At 64.7% G+C, this 14,011-nt stretch carries 18 protein-coding genes; 2 read left to right on the top strand and 16 right to left on the bottom strand.

All coding sequences use genetic code 11. The annotated features are described in order from the left end of the window. Window positions 1-6: 6 nt before the first annotated feature. Genes KHO53_RS18295 through ccmA form a run of 11 tightly spaced genes read right to left on the bottom strand, consistent with a single transcriptional unit; the run spans window position 7 to window position 8,345 of the window. Window positions 7-945 (bottom strand): 2-hydroxyacid dehydrogenase, encoded by a 939-nt coding sequence (locus KHO53_RS18295; RefSeq protein ID WP_010225057.1) that lies wholly within the window; start codon window positions 943-945, stop codon window positions 7-9. Window positions 946-992: 47 nt separating this feature from the next. Then, entirely contained in the window at window positions 993-1,406 is a 414-nt protein-coding gene (locus KHO53_RS18290) for a hypothetical protein (protein ID WP_010225056.1), read from the bottom strand. A 10-nt stretch (window positions 1,407-1,416) separates the two neighbouring features. Next, window positions 1,417-2,619: a c-type cytochrome biogenesis protein CcmI gene (ccmI, locus tag KHO53_RS18285; protein WP_010225055.1), complete on the bottom strand. Its 1,203-nt coding sequence runs from the start codon at window positions 2,617-2,619 to the stop codon at window positions 1,417-1,419. Then, window positions 2,612-3,088 carry a cytochrome c-type biogenesis protein gene (locus tag KHO53_RS18280; protein ID WP_010225054.1) on the bottom strand — a complete coding sequence of 159 codons (477 nt, stop codon included), beginning with the start codon at window positions 3,086-3,088 and terminating at the stop codon, window positions 2,612-2,614. Before KHO53_RS18280 ends, ccmI begins: the two co-directional genes overlap by 8 nt. Further along, complete coding sequence (locus tag KHO53_RS18275) at window positions 3,085-3,618, bottom strand: DsbE family thiol:disulfide interchange protein (RefSeq protein WP_010225053.1); 534 nt, start codon at window positions 3,616-3,618, stop codon at window positions 3,085-3,087. The genes KHO53_RS18280 and KHO53_RS18275 overlap by 4 nt, the downstream gene beginning before the upstream one ends. Continuing rightward, complete coding sequence (locus KHO53_RS18270) at window positions 3,615-5,588, bottom strand: heme lyase CcmF/NrfE family subunit (RefSeq protein WP_213570635.1); 1,974 nt, start codon at window positions 5,586-5,588, stop codon at window positions 3,615-3,617. Before KHO53_RS18270 ends, KHO53_RS18275 begins: the two co-directional genes overlap by 4 nt. Window positions 5,589-5,599: 11 nt before the next feature. Then, entirely contained in the window at window positions 5,600-6,058 is a 459-nt protein-coding gene (gene ccmE, locus KHO53_RS18265) for a cytochrome c maturation protein CcmE (protein WP_010225051.1), read from the bottom strand. Beyond that, window positions 6,055-6,231, bottom strand: coding sequence for a heme exporter protein CcmD (gene ccmD / locus KHO53_RS18260; protein ID WP_010225050.1), 177 nt, complete (start codon window positions 6,229-6,231; stop codon window positions 6,055-6,057). The genes ccmE and ccmD overlap by 4 nt, the downstream gene beginning before the upstream one ends. Continuing rightward, on the bottom strand, window positions 6,228-7,004 hold the full coding sequence (locus KHO53_RS18255) for a heme ABC transporter permease (protein WP_010225049.1): 777 nt from the start codon (window positions 7,002-7,004) through the stop codon (window positions 6,228-6,230). The genes ccmD and KHO53_RS18255 overlap by 4 nt, the downstream gene beginning before the upstream one ends. Window positions 7,005-7,047: 43 nt before the next feature. After that, the gene (gene ccmB, locus KHO53_RS18250) at window positions 7,048-7,716 is read right to left on the bottom strand and encodes a heme exporter protein CcmB (RefSeq protein WP_026001415.1); all 669 of its coding nucleotides are present in this window, start codon (window positions 7,714-7,716) and stop codon (window positions 7,048-7,050) included. Then, window positions 7,713-8,345 (bottom strand): cytochrome c biogenesis heme-transporting ATPase CcmA, encoded by a 633-nt coding sequence (ccmA, locus tag KHO53_RS18245; protein ID WP_010225047.1) that lies wholly within the window; start codon window positions 8,343-8,345, stop codon window positions 7,713-7,715. The genes ccmB and ccmA overlap by 4 nt, the downstream gene beginning before the upstream one ends. 163 nt (window positions 8,346-8,508) lie before the next feature. Between ccmA and fliK the strand changes: the two genes are divergently transcribed. Continuing rightward, window positions 8,509-10,077: a flagellar hook-length control protein FliK gene (gene fliK / locus KHO53_RS18240; RefSeq protein ID WP_036994336.1), complete on the top strand. Its 1,569-nt coding sequence runs from the start codon at window positions 8,509-8,511 to the stop codon at window positions 10,075-10,077. Then, window positions 10,074-10,406, top strand: coding sequence for an EscU/YscU/HrcU family type III secretion system export apparatus switch protein (locus KHO53_RS18235; protein WP_010225044.1), 333 nt, complete (start codon window positions 10,074-10,076; stop codon window positions 10,404-10,406). The genes fliK and KHO53_RS18235 overlap by 4 nt, the downstream gene beginning before the upstream one ends. A 76-nt stretch (window positions 10,407-10,482) precedes the next feature. On the opposite strand, the gene KHO53_RS18230 is transcribed toward KHO53_RS18235, so the two are convergent. The 5 genes from KHO53_RS18230 to motD all read right to left on the bottom strand — a co-directional run bounded on the left by KHO53_RS18230 (window position 10,483) and on the right by motD (window position 14,011). Next, window positions 10,483-10,875 carry a DUF2802 domain-containing protein gene (locus KHO53_RS18230; RefSeq protein WP_010225042.1) on the bottom strand — a complete coding sequence of 131 codons (393 nt, stop codon included), beginning with the start codon at window positions 10,873-10,875 and terminating at the stop codon, window positions 10,483-10,485. Window position 10,876: 1 nt separating this feature from the next. Beyond that, window positions 10,877-11,356, bottom strand: coding sequence for a chemotaxis protein CheW (locus KHO53_RS18225; protein ID WP_010225041.1), 480 nt, complete (start codon window positions 11,354-11,356; stop codon window positions 10,877-10,879). A 64-nt stretch (window positions 11,357-11,420) separates the two neighbouring features. Next, a complete protein-coding gene (locus tag KHO53_RS18220) occupies window positions 11,421-12,290 on the bottom strand; it encodes a CheW domain-containing protein (RefSeq protein ID WP_159388279.1) in 870 nt (289 codons plus the stop codon). Beyond that, window positions 12,290-13,078, bottom strand: a complete 789-nt coding sequence (locus KHO53_RS18215) for a ParA family protein (protein ID WP_010225035.1) — start codon at window positions 13,076-13,078, stop codon at window positions 12,290-12,292. The genes KHO53_RS18220 and KHO53_RS18215 overlap by 1 nt, the downstream gene beginning before the upstream one ends. A 45-nt stretch (window positions 13,079-13,123) precedes the next feature. Next, window positions 13,124-14,011 (bottom strand): flagellar motor protein MotD, encoded by an 888-nt coding sequence (gene motD, locus KHO53_RS18210; protein WP_213570580.1) that lies wholly within the window; start codon window positions 14,009-14,011, stop codon window positions 13,124-13,126.

Genomic DNA, 14,011 nt, shown 5'->3' with positions numbered 1-14,011 from the left:
CAGCTGTTATCCACAGACCGGGGTCAACACCGGCGCGCCGGCAAAGAATGCCTGCAGGTTCTTCAACACCAACTGCACGGTATCGCGCGCAGCCTGCGGCGACTGACCGGCGACGTGCGGGGTCAGCACCACATTGCCCAAGGCCTTCAAGGCATCAGGTACTGCGGGCTCTTGATCGAACACATCCAGCGCCGCGCCAGCAATCACCCCCGACGCCAAGGCCTCGACCAGATCGGCCGTATTGACCACGCTGGCACGGGCGATGTTGACCAGAAAGCCGTCCGCGCCAAGGGCTTCAAGAACCGGTTTGTCGACCAACTGGCGGGTATGGGCGCCGCCCGGGGTGGCGACGATCAGAAAGTCCGATGCGCGGGCCAATGCCAAGGGGCTGTCGCAGTAGTGATAAGCGGCATCGGTACGCGGATTTCGGTTGTGGTAACTCACCTGCATCTCGAAGCCCTGCGCCGCGCGCTTGGCAATCGCCAGGCCGACTGCGCCCAAACCGAGGATCCCCAGGCGCTTGCCGCTGACCGACGGACTGATCACCCGGTTCCACTCACCACGGCGAATCGCGGCATCAGCGCGGGGAATGTCGCGCACCACCGCCAACAGCAATGCCATGGCATGGTCAGCGACCGCCGTGGCATTGGCGCCGGCACCATTGGTCACGGTGATGCCGCGCGCAGCAGCCGCTGTCAGGTCGACCTGCTCGTAACCGGCGCCGATCACGCAGATGATCTTCAGTGCCGGCAAGGCGTCGATCTCGTCGGCATACAGGCCCAGCGGACCACGGGTCAGTACCGCGTCGATCTCCCCGCCATGGCGGGCAATGGCCTCGGCGCGCAAGGCCGGGGTCTGCGCGCGAATCAGGCGAAAACCGTTGTTCTCCAAGAGCGGCAGGTAGTCGTCGACCGTTTCTACCAGCACCAATACCGTCTGTGTCATGCCATGCCCCCGGGCTATTCACGAGGGGGCATTATGCGGACTTCAGGCTACTGGGCGAAAGCCCGGCCCAGGCCGCCCGGCACGCCACTGCTGTCGGTTTCCTGCCACGGGCCGTTGAGGTTGGTCGACCAGCTCCAGCCGTTGTTCCAGCGGTAGTAGGTGCGCTGGCGGTAGAAAGTGTTGGGCTTGCCGTCGAGCACGTACACGCCCAGGCGCGGGTCCCAGTGGCTGGCGCCACCGGGCGGTGGCGCAAAACTCGGTGAAGTGCGCTGCACCGGCTTGGGCACCGGGGTCACGGCTGGCTTGCTCGGCACCGCGCCCGGCTTGGGCGCAGGCTTGGTGCTCGGGCCCGGCGGCAGGGTCTCGATCGGCGGCGCGGTGGGTTCGGAGGGCTGATGAACGGTACATGCACTCAAGCCCACAACCAGGGATAGAAGGGTCAGGCGGGCGATGCTGTTCATAGTCGATCTCTTACTGGTCCGGGCGGTCGATGGTCAGGTGCTGCGCAGTGGTGGTGCTGCTGGCCAGGGGAGCACCCTGCCCGATCCATTCGCCACGGGTCGGCTGGCCAGCACGAGAGATGCGCGCAACCAGTTGGACTTCAGGGAAGCTCGACAGTTTCATGTTCGGCATCATCGCGTCGCTGTCGCTCAGCTCGACCTCGATCGGCAACTGGGCCACGGTCACCCGCTTGGCCGCCAGCGGCATCGGCGGGCCTGCACTTGCGCGGGCGAAGATGAACACGGTGTCATCGGGCCTGACCTTGTCCTTGAGCGCCGCCGCCAGCTCCACCCGTACCTTCAGGCGTGCCGTGGCCTGCTCGGCGACCGCCGGTGCGGCCTTGCCCTCGCCGGCCTTGAGCTTCTCGCTGGCGCGCTCGATCCCGCCCTGCAGCGCTGCCCGCGACGCATCGCCCTCGGGCAATTGCGCCAGCAGGCGGTTCCAGTAGCCGATGGCTTGCTGATAGTGCTCGCTCTCGAAGGCGGCGATGCCGAGCAAGCCGAGGCTGGTGACTTCGTTCGGGTCGGCCTTGAGCGCTTCGTCGGTCAGGGCCTGGGTCTGGGCATTCCACTGCTTGTTGTTGGCAAAGTACAACGCCTGGGCCCACTGCCCGAGCAGCTCCGGCTCACGTCCGGCAACCGCCACGGCACGTTCGAAAACCTTGGCCGCGTCACCTGGACGCTCCTGGGCCATGTAGGCACGACCGAGGAAGTACAGGCCTTCGGCCGAATCCGGCTGGGCCTTTACCGCCAGCTCCAGGCGACGGGTCATTTCTTCCATGGATTGCGGCGCCTTGGCAAACTGCTGGGTCAGCTCGACCTGCTCGCTGGCGCCAAAGTGCAGGTACAAGCCCAGGCCCATCAACGGCACCAGCACCGCGGCCAGCAGCGGCAAGGGCTTGCCCAGGCGGCCCAGGCGTTGCGGTTCGGCGCCCTCGGTATCGGCCAGCAGCTCGCGCGCGGCCTCGTCGCGGCCCTTGCCGAACTGCTCGGCATCGAGCACACCCGCGGCCTGCTGGGCAGCCAGCTCGGCGACGCGCTCCTGATACAGGGCAACGTTGAGGGCGGTGCGGTCTTCTTCCTGCTGCGCACGACGGCCGCGCAACACCGGGATCAGCAAAAAGCTCAGGGCTACCAGCAACAGCAGGCCTGCAGCAAGCCAGAAATCAGTCATGGTTGTGTTCTTTGTCCAGCAATTTGGCGAGGCGCTCGCGCTCCTCGGGGGAAAGGTCGGCGTTACCTGCGCCAGCCTGGCCACGACGCTTGCGCACGATCAGCGCGAGCACGGTAAAGCCGCCCAGCAGCAACACGCCGGGGCCGAACCAGAGCAACCAGGTGCGGGCACTCAAGGCCGGCTTGTAACGGACGAAGTCGCCGTAACGATCAACCATGAAGTCGACGATCTGCTGGTTGCTTTTGCCTTCGCCGAGCATGCGGAAGATCTCCCGGCGCAGGTCGGCGGCAATCGGCGCGTTGGAGTCGGCGATGTCCTGGTTCTGGCACTTGGGGCAGCGCAGTTCCTTGGTCAGCTCGTGATAACGGGCGCGCTCGGCCTCATCGGCAAATTGATAGGTGTCGATCGCCGCCTGGGTCACCCCGGCCAGGCTCAGGCCGAGCACAGCGGCTGCCAGCCAGCGCTTCATGGCTTGGCCTCATCGACCAGGCTCTGGTATTGCGGCGCCAGTTGCTCGCGCCAGACGCTGGCATCGACCACGCCGACGTGCTTGTAGCGGATGATGCCCTTGGCGTCGATCAGGAAGGTTTCCGGCGCGCCGTACACCCCAAGGTCCAGGCCCAGGCTGCCCTGCTCGTCGCGGATATCCAGCTGGTAAGGGTTGTGGAACTCGGCCAGCCACTTGAGAGCGGCGGCGTTGTCATCCTTGTAGTTGACCCCGTGGATCACCACGCCCTGCTCGGCCAGCTTGTTCAGGTACGGGTGCTCGACCTTGCACGACGGGCACCAGGTGGCCCAGACGTTGACCAGCGCCGGCTTGCCGAGCAGGTCGGCTTCGGTCAGCGGCTTGCCGTCCACCGATTGCAGGGCAAAGGCCGGGAACGGCTTGCCGATCATCGCCGACGGCAGTTCGCTCGGGTCGAGGAACAAGCCGCGGTAGAGAAACACCGCCACCAGCAGAAACACCGCCAGCGGCAGCACCATGATCCAACGCTTCATGCAGTTGCTCCAGACATGCCCAGTGCCTCACGCACACGGGTTTTCACCTTGACTCGATAACGCCCGTCGAGCGCCGCCAGCAGGCCACCGAGGCCGGTCAACAGGCCGCCCAGCCAGATCCAGCGCACGAACGGCTTGACGTGCACCCGCACGGCCCAGGCGCCGTTGTCCAGCCGCTCGCCGAGAGCGACATAGAGGTCACGAGTGAAACCGGCATCGATACCGGCTTCGGTCATCATCGACTGCTGCACGGTATACAGGCGTTTTTCCGGGTGCAGCACGCTGATCTCGCGGCCGTTCTCGATCACCCGTACGGTGCCCTTGTCGGACGTGAAGTTCGGCCCTTCGAAGTGCTTGGCGCCTTCGAAGATGAACTGGTAACCGGCCAGCTCCACCGACTCGCCCGGCGCCAGGCGCAGGTCGCGTTCGGCACTGTTGTTGCTCGACAGCACCACGCCCAGGGCACACACCACCAGGCCCAGGTGCGCGACATGCATGCCCCAGTAGCTGCGGTTCAAGCCCCGCAAGCCCTTGAACAGGCCTTTGTGGCGGGTCTTGTCGAGGATGTCGCGGGCACCGGCGAGGATGATCCACGCGGCCAGGGCGAAGGTGGTCAGCACCTGCCAGTCGAAATCATCCACCAGCAGGCCGCCGATCGGCGCCAGCACGGCGCTGGCGATCAGCACCGGGGTGAGCATGCCCAGCAGCCATTTGCTCGGGGTGTCTTTCCAGCGCACGATCACGCCCACCGCCATTACCACCATCAGCAGCGCCATCAACGGGATGAACAGCGCATCGAAGTACGGCGGGCCGACCGACAGCTTGGCCCCGGTCAGGGCGTCGAGGATCAACGGGTACAGGGTGCCCAGGAGGATCATCGAAGCCGCCACCACCAGCACCAGGTTGTTGGCCAGCAGCAGGGTTTCCCGCGACCACAGGGCAAAGCCGACCTGGCTCTTGACCACCGGTGCGCGCAGGGCGAACAGGGTCAGCGAACCACCGACCACGAACAACAGGAAGATCAGGATGAAGATGCCGCGCTCGGGGTCCGAGGCAAAGGCATGCACCGAGGTCAATACCCCGGAACGGACCAGGAAGGTGCCCAGCAGGCTCAAGGAGAAGGCCGCGATGGCCAGCAGCACCGTCCAGCTTTTGAACACGCCGCGCTTCTCGGTGACCGCCAGCGAGTGAATCAGCGCGGTGCCGACCAGCCAGGGCATGAACGAGGCGTTCTCGACCGGGTCCCAGAACCACCAGCCGCCCCAGCCCAGTTCGTAGTACGCCCACCAGGAACCGAGGGTGATGCCGATCCCCAGGAAGGCCCAGGCAACGATGGTCCACGGCCGCGACCAGCGGGCCCAGGCGGCGTCCAGACGGCCGCCAAGCAAGGCGGCAATGGCGAAGGCAAAAGCCACCGAGAAGCCCACGTAGCCCATGTACAGCATCGGCGGGTGGACGATCAGGCCGATGTCCTGCAGCAGCGGGTTGAGGTCGGCGCCGTCGCTCGGTACCTGCGGCAGCAGGCGCTTGAACGGGTTGGAGGTGATGATCAGGAACGACAGGAAGCCGACGCTGATCATGCCCATGACGGCCAGCACCCGCGCCAGCATCACCTGTGGCAATTGCCGGGAGAAGATCGACACGGCAAAGGTCCAGCCGCCGAGGATCATCGCCCAGAGCAGCAGCGAGCCTTCGTGGGCGCCCCACACGGCGCTGAACTTGAAGTACCAGGGCAAGGCGCTGTTGGAGTTGTTGGCAACATAGGCGACCGAAAAGTTGTCGGTCATGAAGGCGTGGCTCAGGCAGGCGAAGGCAAATGCCAGGAAGGCGAACTGGCCCCAGGCCGCCGGGCGCGCCAGGCCCATCCACAGGCTGTCGCCACGCCAGGCGCCAAGCAACGGAACGCTGGCCTGGACGCAGGCGAAGCAGATCGCCAGGATCATCGCCAGCTGGCCCAGTTCAGGAATGATCAGTGCCGCATTCATGGCTTGGCTCCGGCATCGGTGGCGGCGGCCTGGCCGCTTTCCTTGAGGGCCTTGGTGACTTCCGGCGGCATGTACTTCTCGTCGTGCTTGGCCAGCACTTCATCGGCCACCACCACGCCTTCGGCATTGAGCTTGCCCAGGGCGACGATGCCCTGCCCTTCGCGGAACAGGTCCGGGAGGATGCCGCGGTAGGTAATCGGCACCGACTTGTTGAAATCGGTGACCACGAAGCGCACGTCCAGCGAGTCGCCAGAGCGTTGCAGCGAACCTTTCTCGACCATGCCGCCGGCGCGGATACGGGTGTCCAGCGGTGCTTCGCCGTTGGCGATCTGGGTCGGGGTGTAGAACAGGTTGATGTTCTGCTGCAGGGCGCTCAGGGCCAGGCCCACGGCGACGCCGATGCCGGCCAGCAGACCGAGGATGATGAACAGACGCTTTTTACGCTGCGGATTCACGGTTTGTTCTCCCGGCGCAGACGGCGCGCCTGTTCTTGCAGGTAACGACGCTTGGCCAATACCGGCGAGGCGACGTTGAAGGCCAGCACCAGCAGGCAGATGCCGTAGGCTGACCAGACGTACAGGCCGTGATGGCCCATGGCGAGAAAATCACTGAAGGAGGCAAAGCTCATCGCGCCATCTCCCGACCCAGGCTGTTCATTACTTCCTCCCTGACCCAGCTGGCGCGCGCCTCGCGCTTGAGCACTTCAAGGCGCATGCGCAGCAACAGCACGGCTCCGAAGAAGCAGTAGAAGCCCAACACCGACAGCAGCAGTGGCAGCCACATTTCGGCGGGCATCGCCGGCTTTTCGGTGAGGGTGAAGGTGGCGCCCTGGTGCAGGGTGTTCCACCACTCCACCGAATACTTGATGATCGGAATGTTGATCACCCCGACAATGGCCAGCACCGCGCAGGCCTTGGCCGCGCTCTCACGATTACTGATTGCATGGCTCAGGGCAATGAGACCGAAGTACAGGAAAAGCAGGATCAGCATCGACGTCAGTCGCGCATCCCAGACCCACCAGCTGCCCCAGGTCGGCTTGCCCCAGATGGCGCCGGTAACCAGCGCCACGGCGGTCATCCAGGCACCGATGGGCGCCGCGCACTGCAGGGCAACGTCGGCTATTTTCATCTTCCAGACCAGGCCCACCACACCGGCCACCGCCAGCATCACGTAGCAGGACTGGGCGAGCATCGCCGCCGGCACGTGGATGTAGATGATCCGGAAGCTGTTACCTTGCTGGTAGTCCTGCGGCGCGAAGGCCAGGCCCCAGACCATGCCGACGCCGATCAGCAGCAGGGCGGCAATCGCCAGCCACGGCAGCATCCGCCCGCTGATGGAATAGAACCATTTGGGTGAACCCAGTTTGTGAAACCACGTCCAGCTGATTGCGCTGCTTTTCATCACGGTACATCCAGGGTCTTTGCTGGGCAGTGCCCAGACCTCATTATTCGCCGACGCTGATCTTCAGGCCAGCCGCTATTGCAAAGGGTGCCAGAGTTACTGCCAGGGCGGTCAGGCTGCCAAGCCAGAGCAGATAACCGGTCGCCGGCATAGCTTGCAATGCCGCCTGCAAGGCGCCACTGCCCAGGATCAATACCGGGATATATAACGGCAAAATAAGTAGCGCCAGCAGCAGGCCGCCACGTTTCAAACCGACTGTCAGAGCCGCACCCACGGCGCCCAACAGGCTCAGTACCGGGGTACCGAGCAAAAGCGATGCCAGCAGTACCGGCAGGCAAGCAGCAGGCAAACCTAGCATCAGTGCCAGCAAGGGTGCCAACAATACCAGTGCCAGGCCGGAAAAGGCCCAGTGTGCCAGCACTTTCGCCAGCACCAGAAGAGGCAGGGGGTGCGACGAAAGGACCCACTGTTCGAGCGAGCCATCCTCGAAATCACTGCGGAAAAGCCCGTCCAGCGAGAGCAGAACCGATAAAAGCGCTGCCACCCAGACCAGTCCCGGAGACAAGGTTTGCAACAATTGAGTCTCAGGACCGACCGCCAACGGGAACAGGGCGACGACGATGGCGAAGAACACCAGCGGGTTGGCAAGTTCGGCGGGACGTCGGCACAACAGACGCGCTTCACGGCGCAACAACAGCACAAACACACTCATGCGGCCCACTGCCCCAGGTTCAGTTCACGGTAACCGGACGGTTTGCGTTCCAGCGTGTGGTGGGTGGTCAGCACGACCATGCCGCCCTGCTCGCAATGGGCGGCCAGGTGCGCTTCAAGCTGGGCCACGCCCTGCTTGTCGAGGGCGGTGAAGGGTTCGTCGAGAATCCACAGCGGCGGGCTGTCCAGGTACAGGCGGGCCAGGGCCACGCGGCGTTGCTGGCCGGCCGACAGGGTATGGCAAGGCACGTCTTCGAAGCCACGCAGCCCGACCGCGTCCAGGGCCTCGCGGATTGCCGCAGGCGCTGCCGGGCGATGCAGGGCGCAGAGCCAGGCGAGGTTTTCCTCGGGGCTGAGCACGTCCTTGATACCGGCGGCATGGCCGATCCACAAGAGGATGCGCGCCAGCTCGTTGCGCTGCTCGGCCAGCGGTTTGCCATCGAGGCGGATCTGCCCGGCCGTCGGGCTCATGAGGCCGGCCATCAGGCGCAGCAGGCTGGTCTTGCCACTGCCGTTGGGGCCGCTGATCTGCAGCATGTCGCCTGCGCCCAGGTGCAACTCGAGGTTTTCGAAGAGCATTCGCCAGTCGCGCTCGCAGGCCAGGCCCACGGCTTGGAGATGAGGGGTCACGGTTTCGCCTTATGCTTGGGATGCCTGTCTCAAGTCGGTCCCGGCCTTGCCGTTATACTGGCAACGACGATGTGGCCCGGCCGCGCTGATCGCCAAAGATCGGGCGGCATTATACATGTGATGTCCTACTGTAAAGAGGGCTATTTCAACAGGTTGCGAGCGGATGACAGGCGAAATCAATAACCTAGCTGCACTGATCCCGGCCAACCCGCCGCTACGCGCGGCAATGACCGCCGAACTGTTGCGCCTGCTGCAGCCGCAACAGGCGCTGCTGGCCCCGGGCGAAACCGCCAAGGCCGAAGTGCTGACCCTGCGCCAGGTCGGTCAGGACTTCCAGATGCTGCTCAAGCTCACCCTGGACAACGGCAAGCAGACCAACGTCCAGGCCAGCAGCACCCTGCCCCTGGCCCAGGGCAGCCAGCTGACGGTGAGCCAGAGCAGCAGCGCCAACCTGACCATCAGCGTGCAGCAGGCCATTGCCAGCAACGTGGCCACCCTGACCCGCATCGACACCCGCGAACTGCCGGTGGGCTCCCTGCTGCAAGGCAAGGTGCTGACAAGCCAGGCACTGCCGCAGAACGCCGGCCAACTGGCGCAGTTCCGCTCGCTGGTAACCCTGCTCGGCGGCCCCCAGGCCGGCGCTACCCTGGCCATCGACAGCCCGCGCCCATTGCCAGTAGGCAGCTTGCTCAGCGCTCGGGTGCAGAGTGATCAATCACTGAGCTTCGTACCGCTCAGCGGGCGCCAGGAGCAACTAGCGATCAGCCAGCAGCTAAGCACCCAGCAAAGTCGCCAAGCGTCCCTGCAGGGTTTGCTCAATACCCTGCAACAGCTGCCACGCGACAACAGCCAGCCCAACGAACTGCGCGCCACGGTAGACAAACTATTGGCCAGCCTGCCGGATGTGCGCCAGCTCAGCGACCCCAAGGGCCTGGCACAGGCCTTGAACAACAGCGGCGTGTTTCTTGAGGCCAAGCTGCTGGCCGGGCTGCCAGCCGCGCTTGCCCCCGACCTCAAGGCCCAGGTGGTGCGCCTGGTGGCGCAACTGTTGCCGGGGCTGCCCGGCAACGCCACGTTCAACCCGGGCGCTGCCGCCAGCACCCTGGCCCAGGTGATGCCCGGCATGGTCCGCAATGCCCTGGGCATGCTCGGCCAGGTCAGCCCGCGGCCACATCCCGGTGGCTTTCCCCTGCCCTCGCGCTTGCTGCAGAGCCAGGACGGTGAAGGTGACCTTGAGCATTTGCTGCGCCTGGCCGCTGCAACCATCTCGCGCCTGCAAAGCCATCAGTTGGCAAGCCTGGAACAGACCGGCACCACCGCCGATGGCAACCTGCAGACCACCTGGCAACTGGAAATCCCGCTGCGCACCGGCCAGGACTTCATGCCCCTGCAAATGAAACTGCAGCGCGAAGAAACCCCGGAGCAGCAAAGCGACCCGGAACGCGAGCGCCGCGACCCGCTGGAGATGCTCTGGCGCATCGAGCTGTCTTTCGACCTGCATCCGCTGGGGCCACTGCAAGTGCAGGCGCAAATCAGCCAAGGCAGCCTGTCCAGCCAGCTGTGGGCCGAACTGCCGAGCACCGCGCAGCTGATCGAAAGCCAGCTCGGCCACTTGCGCGAGCGTCTGCTGGCGCGCGGCCTGAACGTCGGCGAACTGCAGTGCCATCACGGCACACCGCCCCAAGGACCACGCACGCACCTGGAACAACGCTGGGTGGATGAACAAGCATGATTGATAAAAGCCCACGCCAGGCCATTGCCCTGACCTATGACGGCCAGCAGGCCCCGACCCTCAGTGCCAAGGGCGACGACGAGCTGGCCGAGGCAATCCTGGCGATTGCCCGCGAGCACGAAGTACCGATCTACGAGAACGCCGAACTGGTGCGCCTGTTAGCGCGCATGGAGCTAGGCGACCAGATTCCCGAGGCCCTGTACCTGACCATTGCCGAAATCATCGCCTTCGCCTGGCAGCTCAAGGGCAAGGTGCCGGTGGGCTTTGTTGACGAGGGCCCGCAGGAGCGCGATATCACCCCTACCGACCTGAGATTGCCGGGGCCCTGAAAAGCATCGCGGGTCAAGCCCGCTCCTACACGTACCGTAGGAGCGGGCTTGCCCCGCGATCAATTCACTGCAACCCTCAGCTGCGGTGCAACTTGCTCATCAACTCCGCCTCAGCCTGGGTCAAGCCACAGGACTGGGTCAGTTCATCGACGCTGGCACCCATGCCCACCAGCCGCGCCGCTTGCGCGAACGACAGGCTGTTGGGGTCACGCTGCTCCAGTTGCAGGAGCTTGTCCGGCAAGGGGGCAACCACCGCCCGCAGCTCGTGCAAGGCTTCGCCCATGCGCACGCTGCCGTTCTGGTAGTCGTCCAGGCGTTTGCCCAGGTCCTTGATGCGCTGGTCGCGCACGGCATCGCCCTGGGCCTGTTGCGCGGCCAGCTCACGCTGGCGCTTGCTGTAGTTCAGGAAGAACCACAGGCTGACCGCCCACAGCAGCGCCAGAAATATGACTGCAACCTCAAGGATCAACTCAGATGTTCTCCAGCTCGGACCACTCTTCCTCGGTCATCATCTTGTCCAGCTCGACCAGGATCAGCAGTTCGTTGTTCTTGTTGCACACGCCCTGGATGAACTTGGCCGATTCCTCGTTGCCGACATTCGGTGCGGTCTCGATTTCCGACTGACGCAGGTAAACCACTTCGGCAACGCTGTCGACCAGGATGCCGACCACTTGCTTGTCGGCCTCGATGATGACGATACGGGTGTTGTCGGTGATCTCGCTGGACAGCAGGCCGAAGCGCTGGCGGGTGTCGATCACGGTAACCACGTTACCGCGCAGGTTGATGATGCCCAGCACGTAGCTCGGGGCCCCCGGGACCGGGGCGATCTCGGTGTAGCGCAGGACTTCCTGCACCTGCATCACGTTGATGCCGTAGGACTCGTTGTCCAGTTTGAAGGTCACCCACTGCAGGATCGGATCTTCGGAACCTTGTGCAGACGATTTTTTCATTCCCCTATCCCTCAAAATCCGCCATCGGCGGTGTGCTCAGTGCGGTCGCGGCAGATGCGGCCGATTATTTATGGTTGTCGTGCAGCTGCTTGACTGCGCCACTGGCGATCAACTCGGCCAGTTCGGCGACGTCGAGCAGCGCGCACATGTGTTCGATTACGGTACCGGCCAGCCATGGCCGCTGGCCGCGCTGGCTGCGCCATTTGATCTCGTTGGGGTCCAGGCGCAACGAGCGGCTGACCTGATGCACCGCCAGCCCCCATTCGTAGCCCTGAACCGAAATCACGTACTGCAGGCCCTGGCGAAAGTCATCCCGATAACGGTCGGGCATGACCCAGCGGGCGGTGTCCAGGACCTTGAGGTTGCCACTCTGGCTGGGCAGGATGCCGAGGAACCAGTCCGGCTGGCCGAACAACGGTGTCAATTCGTGGCCCGCCAGCGAGTAGATCGAGCCCAGGCACACCAGCGGTACCGCCAGGGTCAGCCCCGCGACGTCGAACAACAGGCATTCGAACGGCTCGGCGGCCCAGGCCGGACGGCCGTCGATAGTGGCCGGCGGTACCGGTTGATTGGGGGCTGGCGGCAGGTGCACGTCCACCAGCGGCTCGACCGGCGCAAGCTGGGCAACCTCGGCCAGCGGCTGGGGCGCTTCGACTACGGGCTCGACTACCGGCTCGACCACCGGCGGCAAGGTCAGCGGCAACACCGGCCGCGGCGGTTCGGCAAATGGCCGTGGCGCAGGCGTCACCGCCGCCTGGGCCGCAACCTGGGCATCACGGGCCTGCTCTTCACGTACCGCCGCCTGGAATTCGTCCGGCTCGACCGATACCGGCAGCACCTCGTCGAGTTCTTCGGTGGCCTCCTGCAGCAAGCCATCGAGGTAGCTCTGCAAGGCCAGTTGTGGCCGGCTGGCAAGCTGTTGAGGGCGATTCATCAGGCCACCTGCAAGGCAAGGTTCTGCGTCAGCAGGTGCTTGAGCAACGCACGGTAGGCCACCACGCCGCGGCTTTTGCCGTCGAATTGCGACGGCGTCTGCCCGGCCCGGCTGGCATCACGCAGGCGCGTGTCGACCGGGATGTAGCCCTGCCAGATATGTTCGGGGTAGGCGTCGCGCAGCACCCGCAAGGTGCCCATGGAGGCCTGGGTGCGGCGGTCGAACAGGGTCGGCACGATGTGATAGGGCAAGGCCTGCTTGCGCGAGCGGTTGACCATCGCCAGGGTGCTGACCATGCGCTCCAGGCCCTTGACCGCCAGGTACTCGGTCTGCACCGGGATCACCAGTTGCTGGCTGGCCGCCAGGGCGTTGACCATCAGCACGCCGAGCAATGGCGGGCTGTCGATGATGGCGTAGTCGAAATCCTGCCACAGCTGCGCCAGAGACTTGGCGATCACCAGGCCCAGGCCACTCTGGCCCGGCGACTGACGCTCGAGCACGGCCAGGGCGGTGCTCGACGGCAACAGCGAGATCTTCTCGTCACTGGTCGGCAGCAGCAATTGCCCGGGCAAGCCTTCGGGCACCGTGCCCTTGTGCAGGAACAGGTCGTAGCAGCTGTGCTCCAGCGCATCGGGGTTATGCCCGAAATAGCTGGTCATCGACCCGTGCGGGTCGAGGTCGACGACAACCACGCGCTTGCCCGCCTCGGCCAGCAGGCCGGCCAGGGCGATGGACGTGGTGGTCTTGCCGACTCCACCTTTTTGATTGGCTACTGCCCAGACTCTCATTGCGTTGCTTCCTCCCGGTACGGCAGCCTGCCCTGCCGGGATCGGTTATAGGGTCGGTGACGGGGAATTGACGCGATTGTCGCCCACCGTCGGTGCTACCGCTGCCGGTGCAGTTTGTGTGCCAGCCCGCTTCATGGCCGCATCCGGGGTGGCATTGGCGCTGCCAGTACCGGTCAGGCTGCGGCGAACCTCCAGGTTGCGCGAGATCACCAGCACCACCCGTCGGTTACGCGCGCGGCCTTCGGCGGAGTCGTTGGCGGCAATCGGCTGGAACTCGCCATAGCCGACCGAGGCCATGCGCGCCGGGTTCACCCCTTCCATGGCCAGCAGACGGACGATACTCGCCGCCCGCGCCGACGACAGCTCCCAGTTGGTCGGGTACTGCGCGGTACGAATCGGCAGGTCATCGGTAAAGCCTTCGACATGCACCGGGTTGGCGAACGGCTTGAGGATTCTCGCCACCTTCTCGATGATGTTGAACGCCACATCGCTGGGCATGGCGTCGCCGCTGCCGAACAGCAGCGAGGAATTGAGTTCGATCTCGACCCACAGCTCGTTGCCGCGCACGGTCATCTGGTCGGATTTGATCAGGTCGCCGAAGGCGTCGCGCACATCATCGGTGATGGTCTTGAGGGGGTCGCTGCTGGTCTGCGCCAGGCCCGCATCGACCTGCTCGCTGTCCTTGATCAACGGCTCGGCCGGTTTGACGCTGAGCGGGCGCTCGTCGCCGATGGGAATCGGCTTCATGCTTCGCTCGGGGTCGTTGAACACGCCGATCAAGGCCTGGGAAATGACCTTGTACTTGCCCTCGTTGATCGAGGAAATCGAATACATGACCACGAAGAAGGCGAACAGCAAGGTGATGAAGTCGGCATAGGACACCAGCCAGCGTTCGTGGTTTTCATGCTCTTCGGGTTGTCGACGGCGCGCCAT

This window comes from Pseudomonas sp. RC2C2, from assembly GCF_018390435.1.
GTDB classification, from domain to species: domain Bacteria; phylum Pseudomonadota; class Gammaproteobacteria; order Pseudomonadales; family Pseudomonadaceae; genus Aquipseudomonas; species Aquipseudomonas donghuensis.
This window is presented reverse-complemented; position numbering and strand designations above follow the sequence as displayed.